This is a genomic window from Yersinia alsatica (assembly GCF_025133195.1).
Lineage (GTDB): Bacteria > Pseudomonadota > Gammaproteobacteria > Enterobacterales > Enterobacteriaceae > Yersinia > Yersinia alsatica.
Window position 1 is genome coordinate 4,801,911 of sequence record NZ_CP104006.1, and the last position, 16,569, is coordinate 4,818,479.

Sequence of the window (16,569 nt, forward strand, 5' to 3'; positions counted from 1 at the left end):
GCCTATGAATCCTCAACGCTATGCGCGGATTTGTGAAATGCTTGCCACCAGGCAGCCGGATCTAACGGTCTGTCTGGAGCAAGTCCATAAACCCCATAATGTGTCGGCGATTATTCGTACTGCTGATGCCGTCGGTATTCATCAAGTACATGCCATTTGGCCAACTACCCAAATGTACACGCGACTTTCTTCTGCCGCAGGAAGCAACAGTTGGGTTCAGGTCAAAACACATTCTCATATTGCTGATGCTATTACCCATCTGAAATCGCAGGGTATGCAAATACTGGCGACTCATCTATCTGATAAGGCTGTCGATTTTCGTGAAATCGACTACACCCGCCCTACCTGTATTTTAATGGGGCAGGAAAAAACCGGCATATCTCAAGAAGCACTGGCATTGGCCGATCAGGACATCATTATTCCGATGATCGGAATGGTGCAATCACTGAATGTCTCGGTCGCCTCTGCGCTGATTTTATATGAAGCGCAGCGACAGCGGCAAAATGCAGGTATGTATCAGCGGGCGCAGAGTGTTTTGCCACAAGAAGAGCAGCAGCGACTCTTGTTTGAAGGTGGATACCCGGTATTGGCGCAAGTAGCCAAACGTAAAGGGCTTCCCCAGCCTTATATTGATGACCAAGGCCAGGTTATTGCCGATGCGCAATGGTGGTCAGCCATGCAATCCACGGAGTCTTAAATGAAAGGCCGCCTGCTGGATGCCGTACCCCTCAGTACACTTTCCGGTGTTGGCGCAAGTCAGGCTGGGAAACTGGCGAAAATGGGTCTGGAGACGATTCAAGACCTGTTGCTTCACCTGCCACTACGTTATGAGGACCGCACCCGGCTCTATCGTATTGGTGATCTGCTGCCCGGCCTTTCAGTGACGGTTGAGGGCGAAGTCATTCGTTCCGACATTAGTTTTGGTCGGCGGAGGATGATGACCTGCCAAATCACCGACGGAAGCGGTGTCCTTACCCTGCGTTTTTTCAACTTCAATGCTGCAATGAAAAACAGCCTGTCTCCGGGCAAGCATGTTATTGCCTATGGTGAAACCAAACGGGGTAATACTGGGCCGGAAATCATTCACCCTGAATATCGGGTACATGGCGAGAATATTGGTGTTGAATTGCAGGAATCATTGACGCCAGTGTATCCCACCACTGAGGGGATTCGTCAGGCCACCCTGCGAAAACTTATCGATCAAGCGCTGGCAATGCTGGATTCCAGTGTTATTGCTGAGTTATTACCGATAGAACTAAGCCGCTCTCTGATTAGCCTGCCAGAAGCTATTCATACCCTGCATCGCCCACCAGCTGACATTCAACTGGCCGATTTAGAGCAAGGCAAGCACCCTGCCCAGCGGCGGTTGATTATGGAAGAGTTATTGGCCCATAACCTCAGCATGTTGGCGGTCAGAGCGGGAGCGCAAAGTTATCGGGCGCTACCACTGCTGGCTGAAGAGCAACTTAAACCACGTTTTCTGGCGGCACTACCTTTCACGCCAACCCGTGCTCAACAGCGGGTGGTGGCGGAAATTGAGCAAGATATGACCCATAACTTCCCCATGATGCGGTTGATCCAAGGGGATGTGGGATCAGGGAAAACATTGGTTGCCGCACTGGCGGCCCTGCGGGCTATTGCCCATGGCAAGCAGGTTGCGCTAATGGCTCCCACTGAATTATTAGCCGAGCAACACGCGAATACTTTCCGTCAATGGCTTGAACCATTAGGTCTAGAGGTCGGCTGGCTGGCTGGGAAACAAAAAGGCAAAGCCCGGTTGGCACAACAAGAGGCGGTTGCCAGTGGCCAAGTTTCCATGGTGGTCGGCACCCACGCCATGTTTCAGGAGCAAGTACAATTTTCTGGGCTGGCGCTGGTGATTATTGATGAACAGCATCGCTTTGGTGTTCATCAGCGGCTCGCTTTATGGGAAAAGGGCGAGGAGCAAGGCTTCCATCCGCACCAGTTAATTATGACCGCGACGCCGATTCCACGAACTTTGGCGATGACCGCCTATGCTGACCTTGATACCTCGGTAATTGACGAACTGCCCCCAGGTAGAACCCCCGTCACGACAGTGGCAATTCCTGATACTCGCCGCAGCGATGTTATCCAGCGAGTCAAAAATGCCTGTTTGGAAGAGGGGCGACAAGCCTATTGGGTTTGCACCTTGATTGAAGAGTCTGAATTGTTGGAGGCTCAGGCCGCCGAAGTCACCTGCGAAGAATTAAAAATTGCGCTGCCAGAAATCAAAGTTGGTTTGGTTCATGGGCGCATGAAAGGCCCAGAAAAACAGGCGGTTATGCAAGCCTTTAAACAGGGCGAATTGCAGTTATTGGTTGCCACCACAGTGATAGAGGTCGGGGTTGATGTCCCCAATGCCAGTCTGATGATCATCGATAACCCAGAACGCCTGGGTTTAGCGCAATTACACCAATTACGTGGCCGTGTTGGTCGCGGAGCTGTGGCTTCGCATTGTGTGCTGCTCTACAAAACGCCACTGAGCAAAACCGCCCAGATGCGCTTGCAAGTATTACGTGATAGCAATGATGGCTTTGTTATTGCTCAGCGAGACTTGGAAATTCGTGGTCCTGGCGAATTATTGGGAACACGCCAGACAGGGAGCGCCGAGTTTAAAGTGGCTGATTTGCTGCGTGATCAGGCAATGATCCCTGAAGTACAGCGGGTCGCCCGCCACCTGCATCAGCAATATCCTGAACATGCTCGGGCATTAATAGAGCGCTGGCTACCTGAGCGAACGCGCTATACCAATGCTTAAGTATTTATCTATTGATGTTGAGGGCTGGCCTATAAACCAGCCCTTAATTTCAATTACCCTGCGACTGCAGGGAAGATTGGCAGCAACAGATAAAGCTTAATGACGATCACGTTGACGATATCAATGAAGAACGCGCCAACCATAGGTACCACCAAGAAGGCTAAATGTGACGGGCCAAAACGGTCAGTAATCGCCTGCATATTCGCAATAGCGGTCGGCGTCGCACCTAAACCAAAGCCACAGTGCCCTGCCGCCAGTACTGCCGCATCATAGTTTTTGCCCATCACCCGGTAAGTGACAAAAATAGCGTACAGCGCCATCGCCAATGCCTGGACCGACAGAATAACCAACATTGGTAATGCCAGCGATGCCAACTCCCACAGTTTCAGACTCATCAGGGCCATCGCCAAGAACAATGACAAGCTGACGTTACCCAATACTGATACTGCGCGATCAAAGACTTTGTAGAAACCTATCGCCGACAGTGTATTACTGAGGATAACCCCGATGAATAACACACACACAAAGGTCGGCAGTTCAAACATCGTGCCCTGCAGCCAACCCGAAATAACTTGGCCCGCCATCAGGCAAATAGCAATCATGGCGATGGTTTCGACCAAGACCAATGAAGTAATCATACGGCCGGCAGAGGGCTTTTCAAAAGCGGAGGGCACTTCGCTGTCCTCTGGCGTACCGTCTGGCGTGGAAGAGTGCTTGACCAGATAACGAGCGACTGGCCCGCCAATCAACCCACCCAGTACTAAGCCAAAGGTCGCACAGGCCATGGCAACTTCAGTTGCATTTTCAAAGCCATAGCGCTCAACAAATACTTTACTCCATGCAGCGCCAGTACCGTGCCCACCAGAGAGCGTGATAGAACCCGCTAATAGTCCCATCAATGGGTCTAGCCCCATTAATTTCGCGAGCGCAATGCCAATCGCGTTCTGCACCAGTAGCAAACCGACGACGACAAACACGAAAATACTCAGAGCCTTGCCACCAGCACGTAAACTGGCCAAGTTGGCGTTCAGACCGATAGTGGCAAAGAATGCCATCATCAACGGGTCTTTTAGTGACATATCAAAACTGATTTCCCAACCAAGGGTCTTTTGCATCAGTAGCAACATAACAGCCACCAATAACCCACCAGCTACAGGCTCAGGTATGGTGTACTTTTTGAGAAAAGGGACAGTTTTTACCAGCTTTCGGCCTAACAATAAAACCAGACAGGCCGCGACTAGCGTGCCATAGGTATCGAGATGAAACATCTTGGTACTCCATGCGATTAAAATATCGAGTAAAAATATGACGTTAGACATTTCCTTAATAAACGCCAAAGCAGTTAGAGGGGGATTAGAAAAAAAAATGCCGCTAATTACAAGGTTAGTGATAGAAAAACATGAATGAGCGCCCGATAAGAATATTTAAAAAAATACGGCGCAACCGATTGCTTTTGTGAGGCGGATCATTAAAATGCCCTCTTTGCCGATCCGGGAATGCCACTCCATGTCTACGCAATCCGCCGAACTTGATGCCCCACAGCAGGCAACAACTCGCCCCAGCGAACTCATTTATCGTTTAGAAGACCGCCCACCCATCGCCCAAACACTATTTGCTGCATGCCAACACTTACTGGCCATGTTTGTTGCGGTAATAACCCCTGGCCTGTTGATTTGTCAGGCACTGGGATTACCGGCGGAAGATACCCAACGCATTATTAGCATGTCGCTGTTTGCATCTGGTTTGGCATCACTGCTGCAAATTAAAACGTGGGGGCCGGTCGGCTCCGGCCTGTTATCAATTCAGGGCACCAGTTTTAACTTTGTTTCTCCACTGATTATGGGTGGACTGGCGCTGAAAAATGGTGGGGCGGATATCCCTACCATGATGGCGGCACTGTTCGGTACCTTGATGGTTGCATCCTGTACTGAAATCATACTTTCCCGCTTCCTGCATCTGGCGCGCCGCATTATTACACCACTGGTATCCGGTATTGTGGTGATGATTATCGGGCTATCATTGATTCAGGTTGGACTGACATCTATTGGCGGTGGTTATGGCGCAATGAGCGACCATACCTTTGGCTCACCGAAAAACCTGTTATTAGCCGGTTCAGTACTGTTAGTCATTATTTTACTCAACCGCCAGCGCAACCCCTATCTGCGCGTCGCGTCTTTGGTTATCGCCATGGCTGTGGGTTACTTGCTGGCTTGGACGCTCGGCATGCTGCCGGAAAGCCGCCCAGTCGTCGATACCGCCCTGATTACTATTCCAACGCCGCTTTACTATGGTTTGTCTTTTGACTGGAATCTGCTGGTGCCGTTGATGCTTATCTTTATGGTCACTTCGCTTGAAACCATTGGCGATATCACGGCAACTTCAGATGTGTCAGAACAGCCCGTTCATGGCCCACTGTACATGAAACGCCTAAAGGGCGGCGTGTTGGCGAATGGCTTGAACTCAATGTTATCAGCGGTGTTCAACACCTTCCCTAACTCTTGTTTCGGTCAGAACAATGGCGTAATCCAGTTGACCGGTGTTGCCAGCCGTTATGTCGGTTTTGTTGTGGCGCTGATGCTAATTGTTCTGGGTCTGTTCCCAGCGGTGGCTGGATTCGTGCAACACATCCCTGAACCTGTTCTAGGTGGGGCAACCCTCGTGATGTTCGGCACCATTGCTGCCTCCGGCGTGCGTATCGTGTCACGTGAAACTCTCAATCGCCGCGCAATTATGATTATGGCTTTATCATTGGCAGTCGGCATGGGTGTGGCACAGCAGCCATTGATTCTGCAATTTGCACCTGATTGGGTGAAAACGTTACTTTCTTCTGGGATTGCAGCCGGTGGTATTACAGCCATCGTACTTAACCTCCTCTTCCCACAAGAAAAATAATCTTTTCGCTAACACGTCACAAAAATGGCCGGTCGTAAACGATACCGGCCATTTTTTTATGCTCCGATAACTGATTGTCTATTGAGCTAAGGGACAATTTGCGGCATAAACAGGGTTCCGTATACCGATAGGCGTGGAAAAACCGGATGAAATTTCTCGGGAAAGTGCTGCTAACGTTATTATTGCTGCTGGTGCTGTCTGTAGTGCTGTGCTACGTATTGCTTCAGACCAGTTGGGCTGCCGGCTGGTTAAGCCGTTGGGTCAGTGATAACAGCGAATATCGCCTCTCTCTGGGGAAAATAGATCACTCATGGTCACAGCCCGGGCAAATCAGCTTTACTGATGTCACTCTGGGCCGCGCCAATCAGCCGCCATTTCTTATCGCCCAGCAGGCGCTGTTTGGTCTAAGTTGGCGGCAACTGACAGAGCCGCGCCATCTTCTCAGCCTAACGCTGCAAAATGGTAACTTAACCCTCAACAACAGCACTTCGCCATTACCTTTACAGGCCGATACCTTACAGCTAACCAATATGGCGCTGAATACGACGATTGAGCCCAAAAGTACCGCGGGTCAGTGGAAAGTTACCGGTCAGCAAGTCAATGGTGGCTTGGTCCCTTGGCAGCCATTGCCGGGCAATAGTCTGGGTGAAAATGCCCAATTTCAGTTTAGTGCAGGTTCGTTGACCATTAATGGCATCACTGCCCAGAAACTTTATCTGCAAGGCTCAATACAGAAAAATGCACTTACGCTGAATAATTTCGGTGCTGATATCGCGCAAGGTGAACTCACGGGTAATGCTAGTCAATCCGCTGACGGCAGTTGGTTAGTTGACCGCATGCGCTTGAGCAATATTCGCCTGCAAACACCAGCAACACTAGAAGATGTCTGGAATACCTTTTTGCAGCTTCCCCCTATTACATTGAAACGCTTTGATTTAATTGATGCGCGTGTTGAAGGGAAAAACTGGGCCTTTAATGATTTAGATCTGACACTAAGAAATATCACGTTTAAGCAAGGTGACTGGCAAAGTGATGACGGGGAATTGTCCTTCAATGCTGGCGATATTATTAAAGGTAATATTCATCTTATCGATCCGATCGCGACATTCACCTTATCGCCCACAGGCGTTGCCATTAGCCAGTTTTCAACTCGTTGGCAAGATGGCCTATTAAGAACTCAAGGCAACTGGGCGCGCGATACTGGTCGTTTACAACTGGATGAGCTGACTCTGGTGGCGCTGGTTTATACCTTACCTGCCGATTGGAAACAGCAATGGCAACAAACACTGCCTCACTGGTTGTCAGAAGTGTATGTCGGCAAGTTAAATGCGAACCGTAACTTGCTGATTGATATTAGCCCAGACTTTCCATTCCAGATTACGTCGCTGGATGCCGCAGGGACTAACTTACTGCTGGCAAAAAATCATCAGTGGGGAGTGTGGTCTGGCTCATTAATGTTGAATGCCGGTAATGCGACCTTTAATAAAAATGATGTTCGTCGCCCATCGCTCGCTCTGAGTGCTAATGAGCAACAAATTACATTTAGTGATTTAAGTGCTTTTACTAAAGAGGGGTTATTGGAGGCCACCGCTAGTATTGACCAAACACCCGCTCGGGCCTTATCTCTGGCTCTGACCGGCCGCTCTGTTGATCTCAATCTCTTACAAAACTGGGGCTGGCCAGCATTACCCTTGCAAGGATTGGGTAACCTGAAATTACAGATAAAAGGCAGCCTGGCAGCAGATACCGCATTAAAATCTACCGTTAGCGGCTCTCTGCAAGCAACTGACAGCCACGGGCAGCAAGTTAACCAAACTATACAGCATGGTGAGGTGCACGGCGTTACGGGGCAATAAAGAGGCTTACAGAGTCTCTGTTTGACTGATTTCCACATTGGATTGAATAAAGCCGCCGATTACGGGAAATAGCGAACGTAATCGGCATAAAAGATTCTACATAAGTGGAAAAGACCCTGAGTATTCAAAGAAGCTTTGAGGAACATAGTTATCGATTTTGTTTTCATAGCAATACTCTACGGCTTGCCGCCTGTTCGTCACGCCAGCTTTACTGTAGATCTTTTGGATAACATTGTTCACAGTCCCCAATGATAATTGGAGCCTTTTAGCAATCTCACCGCTTGAAAATGCATGCAAAATATAAAAAAGCACCTCCCACTCTCTTTTGGTAAATAAATCAGATGGTGGAGTAAACATGAGGGATGTGGGAACTTTTATTTTATTTAAACGAGATAATATTGTCTCTGTCACAGGGCTACCATGCCAAATAACGCCTTGACACACACCGTTTTCATCTATTAATGGAAATTTATCACAGAAATAAGGTGTGAAATATGAAACTCCATCATATAACTGTATATCAACGGATGTGACGCGATCTTGCAGTAACACTACTTTACTATCTTGCCTCTGAAATTCCTCCTGAAATTCAGCCGCAGGTGTGGGGACTTCACCGTCGAGTCTCCCCTCTAAATTATATTTATCTGATAAATTAAATAATTTATTCACTCGGAGATTCGCATAAACAAATCTTGATTGACGATCTTTTACAGCCCAAGGCTCTGAACTACGCTCCCAAAATGGTATTAATAATCTTAGTGATTTGAATAGTGTTTTATCCATCACCATTTCCTCTTTATTTTAATTAATCCTTATCTTACATCAGTGGAAAAGACCCAGAATAGTCAAAAAAACTTTGAGGGATATAATTATGGATCTTGTTTTCATAGCAATATTCTATAACCTGTTTTTTGCTGGTAACACCGGATTTTCTATATATACTCTGAATAACATTGTTGATCGTTCGTGATGATAAATGGAGCGTTTTAGCAATTTCACCACTTGAAAATGCATGTAAAATATAAAATAGTACCTCCCACTCTCTTTTGGTGAACAAATCAGATGGTGGGGTGAATATCAGTGATGTTGGCACTTTTATTTTATTTAAATGGGTTAGTATTATGTCTTCCACTGGCCTTACATGGAAAATAACCCCTTGAGAAATACCATTTTCATCTATTAATGGATACTTATCACAAAATTTAGGCTGAAAATAAGATCGCCTGTACCACTTATGTATTTCAGCAGAGGTTATCCGATCCTGTGATAACTCAACTTTACGATCATGTGCTTGAAATTCAGCTTGAAAATCTGATATTAGTGTTGGAAGTTCACCATCTAAACAGCCCTCCACATTATACTTATCAGGTAATCCCATTAATTTATTGTTCTCTTTATTGGAATAAATAAATCTCGATTGATTATCTCTTATCCCCCACGGATCAGAACTATTTTCCCAAAATCGTATTAATGTCTCTAGTGAGTTTGTCAGTGATTTATCCATCTCTGTTTCTCTCCTAAATTAACCCTTATCTTACATCAGTGGAAAAGACCCAGAATATTCAAAGAAACTTTGCGGAACATAATTATGGATCTTGTTTTCATAGCAATATTCTATAACCTGTTTTTTGCTGGCAACATCGGATTTTCTATATATATTCTGGATGACATTATTCACCGTTCGTCGTGAGAGATGAAGTTTTTCAGCAATTTCATTACTTGAAAATGCATGTAAAATATAAAATAGCACCTCCCACTCTCTTTTGGTGAACAAATCAGATGGTGGGGTGAATATCAGTGATGTGGGTATTTTTATTTTAGTTAAGCGGGTTGACATGAAGTCATTTACTGGCCTACCGTGAAAAATAACCCCCTGAGAGACCCCATTCTCATCTATTAATGGATATTTCTCACTGAAATAGGGCTGAAAATGTGAATGTCCATCCCATGTATGTATTTCAACTGTTGTGACCCGATCTTGTAATAGTTCCACTTGTCGGTCATGTTCCTGCCACTCAATCTGAAATTCTGCGGTGGGTGAAGGAACATCACCATCGACTCGTCCTTCCAGGCTGTACTTATTAGGTAGAGCCAATAATTTATGATACCTAGGGTTTGCATAGATAAATCTTGATTGGTTATCCCTTGCGCCCCAAGGTTCTGAACTACGCTCCCAAAATGGTATTAATAATCTTAGTGATTTGAATAGTGTTTTATCCATCACCATTTCCTCTTTATTGTAATTAACCCTTATCTTACATCAGTGGAAAAGACCCAGAATATTCAAAGAAACTTTGCGGAACATAGTTATTGATTTTTTTCTCATAACAATATTCCACGATCTGGCGTTTACTGGTAACTCCAGCTTTACTATATATTTTTTGAGTAATATTACAGACAGTTCGTGATGAAAGATGAAGTTTCTTAGCAATCTCACTACTTGAGAATGAATGCAAAATATAAAATAGTACTTCCCACTCCCTTTTAGAAAATGACTCAGATGGCGGAGTGAATATCAATGATGTCGGGACTTTTATTTTATTTAAATGTGTTAATATTATATCTTGCACTGGTCTGGCATGAAAAATAAGCCCTTGCGCCATGCCATCTTCATCTATTAATGGGTATTTATCGCAAAAGTAAGGTTGAAAATAAGAACGTCGTTCAAAGGCATGTATTTCAACCGTTGTAGCGCGCTCTTGTGACAGTATCGCCTGACGATCATGCTCTTGAAACTCAGCCTGAAACTCCGCGGTGGGAGCCGGAAGCTCCCCGTCTAATCGCCCTTCTACATTATATTTATCCGGCAAACCTAGTAACTCACCAAATCTATCGTTTGCGTAGATAAATATTGATTTGTTATCTTTTACCCCCCAAGCTTCGGAGCTATTTTCCCAAAAGGGGATTAACATTTTAAATGAGTCTAACAGTGATTTTTCCATTATGTTTCCCTCCTGGATTTAGTTTTTCCTTATCCTTCTAATGATGGTACACCCGCTATAATCTATAAATCTGCTGGGCCATATCTCTTGAGGGGATATCCCAATAGCTTGCGCAATAATCATTTCTCCTTTTGGCCACGGACGGGTCAGTGCATTAGATAACGTTCCAGGTGAAAGCCCGCTTTCTCTTGATAAAGCAGAAAGAGAACCTTTTTTCTTCCTTATTTCAGCCAAAATCTCTTGTCTATGCCAGTCTTTGTTCATCTTATTTACTCCTATGCCTTATAATAGCAATTAATATAATAATCATTAGGTTTTAATAATTAACATCGAGCCGCAATTAACAACAAACATTGCATCATTAAATAACGAACTCACTCTTCCGTCTAGTGTATTATTTACTCTATTTACTCTTTAGACTGTTGTATATATTATTTTAAAAAGATTAATTGAAAACTTCCCTTATAAAATTAAATAGTGGAGTTCTTATTGCATGGAAGTTTAAGAAATAAAACATTCTGATTTATTAAACTGTATTCTAATGAAAAACGCGTGGATTCTATGATAGCTATTCTGTTGTATAGTCAAAAATGTCCCGTTGTTATGCCCCATTTTATAAAAAATTGCTCGAGTATATTTCTCAATGATTTCGTATTTTTTATTTAGTCTAATACGGAAAATAAACATTAGGCTGATATTATACTCAGAGCCCAGACAGAACTCTGTTTAATAGTACAGTGACAGATGGGAACTAAATACCCGCTTATCTGTTATCAGTAAACGGGCTTGTATAAAAATCAGTTAACCCCATCATTCCCAGCGTCGACGGGCAGAACCATGTAAGTCCCAGAAAATACAGCACCTGCATCTTCATCACCGAATAAATTTACGTCTAATTGCACCCTGGCGCGACGGCCGCGCGCCAACCTGTCCAGATCGCCACTCAGAGAACTTAACTCAGCAACGGCTCTTGGTCGCCCGGTAACCGGTGCACTATAGCGAATGTGGGCATCAGCAAGGATAATCGTGCCGCCCAGATGGCGCTCACGCAGTAACAACCAAATCAGCCCCCAGCCTGTCAGGGTCGCCAGCGAGAAGAGGCTGCCAGCGAATAAGGTATGATGAGGATTCTGATTACCGGCTTCCGGCATGGTCGTGACAAATCGTTGGCCAGTGTACTGGCTGATGCGCACTCCCATCTTTTCACTGAGCGGAATATGATCATACCAAGCTTGCTGCAGCTGGCCGCACCAATCGGGGCGATGCAGGATATCATCCATGGTCACCACCGGTTTGATCATTAAGAAGTGGCGTACAGGGGTGGTTTGCGGGGCGGTTATTTCTCCCTGACTCACAAAACCCAGCTTGGCAAAGAAGTCGACGGCATCTTCACGAGCACTACAGACGACCCGCTTGACGCCTTCTTGACGCGCAACCGACTCTAACGTCATTGCCACCAGCGTCCCTAAGCCTTTAGCGCGAACTGACGGGTCTACCGCTAGAAAACGAATCGCGGCCTCATTATCAGCATTAATATATAGCCGACCAATAGCCACAGGCTTGCCTTGCTCATCCACGACCATTTGATGGTGGGCCATCGCGTCGTAAGCATCTTTTTCAGAACCAACCGGTTGGTGCAACGGCTTGCGTAACATTTCCCAACGGAATTGATAATAATCTTTGAGTTCTTGTTCTGTTATGGGCACACGCAAGTGATACATAGGAGCATTCTCTCTTTAAAATTATCAATAAAATCTATGTCATAGCCCTCAATCCTGAGGCAATATTCGCTATCTAAACTTGCAACCAAAAAGTCACTGGGCCATCGTTCACCAGGCTGACTTTCATATCTGCTGCAAATAACCCCGTTTCAGTTTTTACACCACGCTCACGACACTGGGCAACAAAATACTGATAAAGCCGGTCAGCTTCTGCGGGAACTGCCCCACGAGAAAAGCTCGGTCTCATGCCCTTTTGAGTATCAGCAACCAATGTGAACTGCGAAACCACCAGCACACTGCCCCCAGCCTGCTGAACGTTGAGGTTCATTTTGTCGTTCTCATCACCAAAAATCCGGTACCCCAGCACCCGCTCACACAAACGCTGTGCTTTTTGCTCGCTATCCCCTTGTTCCACACCGAGTAATATCAACAGCCCGGGGCCAATCTCACCCACAACATTCCCATCGACCACGACATTGGCGCTAAGCGCCCGTTGAATCAACGCAATCATAATGCCTTACATCTCCTGACTCTGGTTTTCCTCGGTGCTGGCGATATGGCGCTGCGCACGATATTCACCCAAGGTGACCGTAATTTCTGCCCCCAGTAAAACAATGCACCAACTCCAGTAAACCCAGAGGAATAAAATGGGGATAACGGCCAGCACCCCATAAATCAACTGATAAGAGGGAAACAGCGTGATATACATCGTGAATCCTTTCTTACCTAACTCAAAAAGCAGTGCAGCGACCAGCGCACCGATGACGGCATCTCTGGCTGGCACCCTTACCGTTGGCACCACACTGTACAGTAACCAAAATGAAACCCAGGAAATCAGTAACGGAAATAGCCGTAATACCTCATCAATCATGCTATCTACTTGGGCATTTGCCAGCCACTGTAGCGACAGCAGATATGAGCTGATAACCATACTGGCCCCCACCAGAATGGGGCCAAGGGTGAGAACCATCCAATAAACCGCAAATGAAAATACCAGTGAGCGCTGGGTTTTACTGCGCCAAATAATGTTGAGTACCGAGTCTACGGAGTAAATCAGCAAGAGCGCCGTGACAATCAAACCGCAGGTGCCCACCACGGTCATCCGGTTTGAGTTCGCGACAAACTGCTCCAGATAGTTTTGGATAATGTCGCCGGTAGCTGGCATAAAATTGGCAAATATGAAGGCTTTCAATTTTATGCTGATGTCCGCGAACATCGGAAATGCAGCAAATAGAGCAAAAATCACCGTGATCAATGGCACCAGAGACAGCAATGATACATAGGCCAAATGCCCGGCCAGCATTGTTAACCCGTCTTTATCAATCCGGGTATAGAGCATGCGCCCAAAGGTGACGCAGGGTTTAAACGGTGGAGATCGCAGAAAACTCGCCATGTTCATCTCTCAGTCAACACAGTTAGGCACAATTTTAAGGCCAGTGTGATAAGGGTTAGCAACTTAAGGCTAACCCATTAATGATTAGAGTAAGAACTTATCAGGAAAAATAAGCAGGGATAACCTTTCGGTCAGTGACATGGATTGCAGTAATGCCTTCGATTCTGGCCGCGACAATGTTTGCTTCAACATCATCAAAGAACACAGCTTGTTCCGCCGGAATATTTTCTGCACTCAGCACATGTTGATAAATTCGGGCCTCTGGCTTGCGCATTCCCAAGTCCTGAGACAAATACATATGGTCAGCAGCAGCGGCAACTTCAGGATAGTGCTGTGGCCAATGATTGCAGTGCAGCCGATTAGTATTGGATAGCACCACCACCCGATGCCCTTCCTGACGCAACCTTTGCATTATCGCAATCACTTCTGGGCGTAAAGCGACAAACACGGCCTGCCAACCCTCGGCGAACTGTTCAAAACTTAAAGACAGCCCCATCTCATCACTGAGTTGGCGGGCAAAGTCTTCATCGCTGATTTCGCCGCGCTCATGCTGCTGGAAGACCTCTCCCATCGTAAAACGCTCACTCAGTGTAGCCAAAGGTACACTGCTTAATTTACTCCAGACGCCCAACACACGTTTGAAGTCGATATCAACAATCACATTCCCTAGATCAAAGATATACAGCATGGCGCTCTCCCAATTAGATGGTGAGTTTCACTGTAACGGGAAAAGAGAAAACTGAACAGAGAGAGGAAGAAAAAGGAGGGGTCAGTCAGAAAAAATAATTTTTTACCCTGATGAAAAAAGAAAGTATCCCCAAAGACATTGGAGTTGCGGCAAGGCAGCAAGAAAGGAGTCCCGATGAGCGCACTCAAGTCAGTGATTCAGGTGATTGAACGCCACTAATACAGCAGCAATTTCAAGAACGAAGGGGATAAAGAACTCAGGGCGCGGCAAGCGCCCTAAGTATCAGCAGAACAAAGAAGAATTAAGCTTCTTTAGGACCACGACCTGCACGCTTACGATCGTTTTCCGTCAAATGACGTTTACGGATACGAATCGACAGCGGGGTAACTTCTACCAATTCATCGTCATCGATGAATTCCAGAGCCTGTTCCAGAGTTTTCTTCAGGAAAGGAACCAGAGTGGTAGCTTCGTCAGTACCCGATGCACGCATGTTGGTCAGTTGCTTACCCGTCAAGCAGTTTACAGTCAGGTCGTTAGAACGTGAGTGAATACCGATAATCTGGCCTTCATACACTTCAGTACCATGACCGATGAACAGCTTGCCGCGGTCTTGCAGTTTGAACAATGCGAACGCAACAGCTTTACCCTGACCGTTAGAGATCAGTACGCCGTTTTGACGTTGGCCGATATCGCCTGGACGCACATCATCATAGTGACTGAATGTGGAGTACAGCAGGCCAGTACCAGAAGTCATGGTCATGAATTCAGTACGGAAGCCAATCAAGCCACGGCTTGGGATCATATAATCCAGACGAATACGACCTTTGCCGTCTGGAACCATGTCCTTCACGTCACCTTTACGCTCACCCATGGCTTGCATTACTGCGCCCTGGTGCTGCTCTTCGATATCCAAAGTTACGCTTTCAAATGGTTCTTGATTGCGACCGTCGATAACACGGTTGATAACTTTAGGACGAGATACAGCCAGCTCGAAACCTTCGCGACGCATGTTTTCGATCAGAACCGACAGGTGAAGCTCACCACGACCTGAAACACGGAAAGCATCAGAATCTTCAGTTTCTTCAACACGCAATGCTACGTTATGAACCAACTCTTTGTTCAGACGGTCAAGAATCTGACGTGAAGTCACATACTTACCTTCTTTACCACAGAACGGAGAGGTGTTAACGCAGAAATACATGGTCACGGTTGGTTCATCAACAGACAGTGCTGGCAGCGCTTCAACAGCGTTCACGTCACACACAGTGTCAGAGATGTTCAACTCACCCAAACCGGTGATTGCAACGATATCGCCAGCTTCAGCAACAGTGGCTTCGATACGCTCCAGACCCATATGAGTCAGAACTTTACCGACTTTACCGTTACGCGTTTTGCCTTCGCTATCAATGATAGTCACTTGCTGGTTTGGCTTAACTTTACCGCGCTTGATACGACCGATGCCGATAACACCAACATAGTTGTTGTAATCCAGCTGAGAGATCTGCATCTGGAATGGTGCTTCAAGCTCAACTTGTGGCGCAGACACGTGGTCAACGATAGCTTGATACAGCGGAGTCATGTCTTCCGCCATATTGTTGTGGTCTTCACCGGCAATACCCAACAATGCAGAAGCATAAATGATTGGGAAGTCCAGTTGTTCATCAGTTGCATCCAGATTGACGAACAGGTCGAATACCTGATCCACAACCCAGTCAGGACGCGCGCCCGGACGGTCAACTTTGTTGATTACCACGATTGGTTTCAGACCATTAGCAAAAGCTTTTTTGGTCACGAAACGGGTCTGCGGCATCGGGCCATCCATTGCATCGACGACTAGCAGCACAGAGTCAACCATAGACATTACACGCTCAACCTCACCGCCGAAATCGGCGTGTCCTGGGGTATCCACGATGTTGATGCGGTAGTCTTTCCAATTAATGGCGGTATTTTTTGCGAGGATGGTTATCCCACGCTCTTTCTCCAAATCGTTGGAGTCCATTACACGTTCAGTTGCTTCAGTACGTTCACCGAAAGTACCAGATTGTTGTAGCAACTTATCAACCAGGGTAGTTTTCCCATGGTCAACGTGCGCAATAATGGCGATGTTACGCAGATTCTCGATCACAGCTTTTTTGCCTCAGGCATTTAGAAATAGCGCGCTATTGTACACGTATTAAGCGAGGGACTAAACAAGATCACAAACTTCTCTTATAAACAACCTAACGGCGGTTAGTTTGTGATCCCTTTCACGGTGCAAAAATAGCCTCTCGGCCCCTTTCTGCACCAATACAGTGCCCA

The 16,569-nt window shown here is 46.3% G+C and carries 15 protein-coding genes; 4 read left to right on the forward strand and 11 right to left on the reverse strand.

Annotated elements, in window-relative coordinates; genetic code table 11:
• The first annotated feature begins 4 nt into the window (after nt 1-4).
• Both trmH and recG read left to right on the forward strand, forming a co-directional pair.
• The gene (gene trmH / locus N0H69_RS21735; protein ID WP_050110137.1) at nt 5-697 is read left to right on the forward strand and encodes a tRNA (guanosine(18)-2'-O)-methyltransferase TrmH; all 693 of its coding nucleotides are present in this window, start codon (nt 5-7) and stop codon (nt 695-697) included.
• Nucleotides 698-2,779, forward strand: coding sequence for an ATP-dependent DNA helicase RecG (gene recG / locus N0H69_RS21740; protein ID WP_050152090.1), 2,082 nt, complete (start codon nt 698-700; stop codon nt 2,777-2,779).
• Between the two features lie 53 nt (nt 2,780-2,832).
• Here recG and gltS read toward each other — a convergent pair whose 3' ends face one another.
• Complete coding sequence (gltS, locus tag N0H69_RS21745) at nt 2,833-4,047, reverse strand: sodium/glutamate symporter (RefSeq protein WP_050123971.1); 1,215 nt, start codon at nt 4,045-4,047, stop codon at nt 2,833-2,835.
• A gap of 238 nt (nt 4,048-4,285) precedes the next feature.
• Between gltS and N0H69_RS21750 the strand changes: the two genes are divergently transcribed.
• Nucleotides 4,286-5,671 carry a uracil-xanthine permease family protein gene (locus N0H69_RS21750; protein ID WP_050110140.1) on the forward strand — a complete coding sequence of 462 codons (1,386 nt, stop codon included), beginning with the start codon at nt 4,286-4,288 and terminating at the stop codon, nt 5,669-5,671.
• Nucleotides 5,672-5,817: 146 nt separating this feature from the next.
• Nucleotides 5,818-7,527 (forward strand): AsmA family protein, encoded by a 1,710-nt coding sequence (locus N0H69_RS21755; RefSeq protein ID WP_050152089.1) that lies wholly within the window; start codon nt 5,818-5,820, stop codon nt 7,525-7,527.
• Nucleotides 7,528-7,623: 96 nt separating this feature from the next.
• On the opposite strand, the gene N0H69_RS21760 is transcribed toward N0H69_RS21755, so the two are convergent.
• The 10 genes from N0H69_RS21760 to typA all read right to left on the reverse strand — a co-directional run bounded on the left by N0H69_RS21760 (nt 7,624) and on the right by typA (nt 16,396).
• Entirely contained in the window at nt 7,624-8,310 is a 687-nt protein-coding gene (locus N0H69_RS21760; protein WP_050123973.1) for a helix-turn-helix transcriptional regulator, read from the reverse strand.
• A gap of 34 nt (nt 8,311-8,344) precedes the next feature.
• Entirely contained in the window at nt 8,345-9,031 is a 687-nt protein-coding gene (locus tag N0H69_RS21765; protein ID WP_050152088.1) for a helix-turn-helix transcriptional regulator, read from the reverse strand.
• A gap of 30 nt (nt 9,032-9,061) precedes the next feature.
• A complete protein-coding gene (locus N0H69_RS21770; RefSeq protein WP_050152087.1) occupies nt 9,062-9,748 on the reverse strand; it encodes a helix-turn-helix transcriptional regulator in 687 nt (228 codons plus the stop codon).
• 34 nt (nt 9,749-9,782) lie between these two features.
• Complete coding sequence (locus N0H69_RS21775) at nt 9,783-10,469, reverse strand: helix-turn-helix transcriptional regulator (RefSeq protein ID WP_050152086.1); 687 nt, start codon at nt 10,467-10,469, stop codon at nt 9,783-9,785.
• Between the two features lie 18 nt (nt 10,470-10,487).
• The gene (locus N0H69_RS21780; protein WP_050110145.1) at nt 10,488-10,733 is read right to left on the reverse strand and encodes a helix-turn-helix domain-containing protein; all 246 of its coding nucleotides are present in this window, start codon (nt 10,731-10,733) and stop codon (nt 10,488-10,490) included.
• Between the two features lie 533 nt (nt 10,734-11,266).
• Nucleotides 11,267-12,190 carry a fatty acid biosynthesis protein FabY gene (gene fabY, locus N0H69_RS21785; protein WP_050110147.1) on the reverse strand — a complete coding sequence of 308 codons (924 nt, stop codon included), beginning with the start codon at nt 12,188-12,190 and terminating at the stop codon, nt 11,267-11,269.
• Nucleotides 12,191-12,263: 73 nt separating this feature from the next.
• Nucleotides 12,264-12,701: a D-aminoacyl-tRNA deacylase gene (dtd, locus tag N0H69_RS21790; RefSeq protein ID WP_050152085.1), complete on the reverse strand. Its 438-nt coding sequence runs from the start codon at nt 12,699-12,701 to the stop codon at nt 12,264-12,266.
• A gap of 6 nt (nt 12,702-12,707) precedes the next feature.
• A complete protein-coding gene (locus N0H69_RS21795; protein ID WP_050110151.1) occupies nt 12,708-13,583 on the reverse strand; it encodes a virulence factor BrkB family protein in 876 nt (291 codons plus the stop codon).
• Between the two features lie 100 nt (nt 13,584-13,683).
• Entirely contained in the window at nt 13,684-14,271 is a 588-nt protein-coding gene (yihX, locus tag N0H69_RS21800; protein WP_050110153.1) for a glucose-1-phosphatase, read from the reverse strand.
• Nucleotides 14,272-14,572: 301 nt separating this feature from the next.
• Complete coding sequence (typA, locus tag N0H69_RS21805) at nt 14,573-16,396, reverse strand: ribosome-dependent GTPase TypA (RefSeq protein WP_050110154.1); 1,824 nt, start codon at nt 16,394-16,396, stop codon at nt 14,573-14,575.
• Nucleotides 16,397-16,569: the final 173 nt, after the last annotated feature.